This is a genomic window from Streptosporangium sp. NPDC003464, from assembly GCF_053588315.1.
The window spans coordinates 1-2,974 of the sequence record NZ_JBSFPS010000271.1; the positions used below are offsets into that span (position 1 = coordinate 1).

Consider the following 2,974-nt stretch of genomic DNA (forward strand, 5'->3'; position numbering starts at 1 on the left):
GACTCACCCGCCGACCGGCTCGCCGGCCTCGCGGGAGGCCGCCGCGCGCCGGGCGCCCGCGCCGTACAGGAGGGTGACGGCGACGATGACGAGCGGGAACGCGGTGGCGAGGAGGATGCCGGCCCGCAGCCCGGAGCCGCCGTCGTCGGGCAGTACGGCGGGCAGGCCGCTGAGCAGTCCCCCGGCCGCGGTGGAGGCGTCCGCGACGGCTCCCGCGACCCAGGGCCCGACCGCGCCGCCGGCGTCGCCGAAGACGGCCAGCACCCCGAACATGGCCGCGCCGCCGAAGGGGAACCGGGCGGCGGCGAGGCTGAAGGTGCCGGGCCACAGGAGGCTGACGGCCAGCCCGCACACCGCGCAGCCGACGAGACTGACCACCGGGTCGGCCGACAGGCAGGTGGCGAGGTAGCACACCGTGGCCAGCGTGCCGCAGGCCGCCATGGCGGGCACCAGCGGGATCCGCTCCCCCCACAGGCCGTAGACGATGCGGCCGACGCCCATCAGGACCGCGAACAGACACGGGCCCGCCAGGTCGCCCCAGACCTTGGAGACGCCGAGCCCCTCCTCGGCGAAGAGGGACGACCACTGCGACATGGTCAGCTCGGCCGCCCCGGCGCAGAGCATCAGCACGACGGCGACGGCGAAGGCGGGGGCGCCGAAGAGCTTCCGCAGGGAGGTGCGGTGCTCGTCGGGCACGGTGGCGGGCAGCGGCACCTTCAGGAAGGCCACCAGGTTGACCAGGGGGACGATCGCCCAGGCCAGCGGGAGGACCTGCCAGGCGTCCTGGCCGATCCACGCCAGCAGCAGCGTGGTGCCCGCCACCACGGCGACCTGGCCCCAGCAGTAGAAGGAGTGCAGCAGGCTCATCGCCGCGGCCTTGCCCTCCTGCGGGCTGGGCAGCGCGTCGACGACGGGGCTGACGAGCACCTCCAGCAGGCCCCCGCCGACGGCATAGACGATGATCGCGGCACACAGCCCCAGGTAGGGCGAGGGTGAGACGGCCGGGGCTACCGCGAGCAGCACCAGTCCCAGCACCGACAGGACGTGGGCCAGCACCAGCGGGACGCGGTAGCCGATCCGGTCCACGAACTTCACCGCCACGATGTCGGTGATCAACTGGGTGGCGAAGTTCAGCAGCACCAGCCGTCCGAGCATCTCCATCGGGAGCCGGTAGCGGTCCTGGAAGACGATGAACAGCAACGGGGCCAGGTTGTTCACGATGGCCTGGGTGACGTATCCGGTGTAGCAGGCGCGGCGGGTGTGGTCGAAGGTCGTCATCGGGGGAGGCGCATCTCTTCCTGGGGGGATACCGGTCTTCCTGGGGGATACCGGTCGGCGCGCGCCGGCGGGACAGCCGCCGTCTGCCATGGCGTACGGCAGGCATGGAGGATACGGTTCCCGCTCCCGCGGCGCGCCCGCGGCCCCGCCCGTCATCGTGGGGGCGGTTCTCCGGTCCGGCGGGCCGCGCCCGGTCTACCCGGCGGGGCCGACGACGCGGGCGACCGCCTGGTGGACCTCCTCACGCGTCATGGGGTCCTCCGCGAGGAAGTTGTGCAGCACGAGTCCCTCCAGCAGGGCGTCGAGGACCCGGGCGGTCGCCGGGTCGGTGAGCCGCTCCAGGGCGCGCCTGCTCCGGCTCATCCAGGTCCGTGTCACCTCCCGCAGGGCCGGGTCACGCGCGGCGGCGAGGTAGAGCTCGTAGGCGAGCACCAGGTCACGGCGGGCCTGCAGGAAGTCGACCATGATCACGTCGGTGACGGTCGCGACGAGGTCACCGTCCGCCGAGGTCGCGGCCAGGCGGGCGTCGAAACGGTCGGCGAGGGCGCCCGCGTATCGGGAGAAGGCCAGCTCGACGAGCTCGTCCAGGCCCGTGAAGTGGTAGGTCATCGAGCCCAGGGGGACGTCGGCCGCCTCCGCCACGGTGCGGTGGCTGGTCCCGGCGAGCCCGTGCTCGGCGATCACCTCGATGGTGACGTCGATGATGCGGTCACGCCGGTCCGGGTCGTGACGGCGCGGGCGCCGCGCGGAGGCCGCCGCCACAGGCCCGTCTGGAACCGCCGCAGGCCCGCCCGAAGCCACCGCAGGCCCGTTCGGAACCGCCGACCCGCCCGGAGCCGCCGCCTGACCGCCCGAAGCCGCCGCAGGCGCGCCCGGAACCGCCGCCTGACCGCCCTCGCTCGCGGTCGCCTCCCGGCTCACAGGTGGCGCACTGTCCGGGCGGGGTTGCCCACCGCCACCACGTTCGCCGGGAGGTCCCTGACGACGACGGCTCCGGCGCCCACGACCGTGTTCTCCCCGATGCTCACCCCCGGACAGACGATCACTCCGCCGCCGAGCCAGACGTTGTCGGCGATCGTGATCGGCTCGGCGGCCTCGAACTTGGCGCGCCGAGGCCCGGGTTCGACGGGATGGGTCGCGGTCAGCAGTTGCACGTTCGGGCCGATCAGCACGTCCTCGCCTATGGTGATCCGGCCGACGTCGACGGCCGTCAGCCCGAAGTTGACGAACGAGCGGGCCCCGATCCGGGTCTGGTAACCGTAGTCGCAGTACAGCGGGGGCCTGATCTCGACCTCTTCCCCGATGTCGCCCAGCAGCTCCTCCAGGATGCGGCGGCGCTCCTGCGGCTCGTCGGCCGAGGTGGCGTTGTACCGCTCGGTCAGCCTGGCCGCCCGCAGACCCTCCTCCGCCAGCTCGGGGTCGGCGGCGATGTAGAGGTCACCGGCGAGCATCCGCTCACGCTGTGAGCGCCGGTCGATGTCAGCGACGTGGTCAGTCATATGTACGAGCGTACCTAACGCCGGGATGGAGAGGTCACCTCCCTCCGCGACGACGCGTCCGGCCCTCCGTGAGACCCTCACCCGCCCCGGCCCCGGCCCTCTGCCGCTCCCCGCTCTCCCCCGGCCGCTCCCCGCTCTCCCCCGGCCGCTCCCCGCTCTCCCCCGGCCGCTCCCCGCTCTCCCCCGGCCGCTCCCCG

Annotated in this window: 3 protein-coding genes; all 3 read right to left on the minus strand. The window is 73.6% G+C overall.

Annotated features, from left to right (window positions below):
- Nucleotides 1-3: 3 nt before the first annotated feature.
- The 3 genes from ACWDS7_RS39425 to ACWDS7_RS39435 all read right to left on the minus strand — a co-directional run bounded on the left by ACWDS7_RS39425 (nucleotide 4) and on the right by ACWDS7_RS39435 (nucleotide 2,777).
- On the minus strand, nucleotides 4-1,278 hold the full coding sequence (locus tag ACWDS7_RS39425; protein ID WP_451933422.1) for an MFS transporter: 1,275 nt from the start codon (nucleotides 1,276-1,278) through the stop codon (nucleotides 4-6).
- Nucleotides 1,279-1,473: 195 nt separating this feature from the next.
- A complete protein-coding gene (locus ACWDS7_RS39430; protein ID WP_451933423.1) occupies nucleotides 1,474-2,040 on the minus strand; it encodes a TetR/AcrR family transcriptional regulator in 567 nt (188 codons plus the stop codon).
- Nucleotides 2,041-2,195: 155 nt separating this feature from the next.
- Entirely contained in the window at nucleotides 2,196-2,777 is a 582-nt protein-coding gene (locus tag ACWDS7_RS39435; RefSeq protein WP_451933424.1) for a sugar O-acetyltransferase, read from the minus strand.
- Nucleotides 2,778-2,974: the final 197 nt, after the last annotated feature.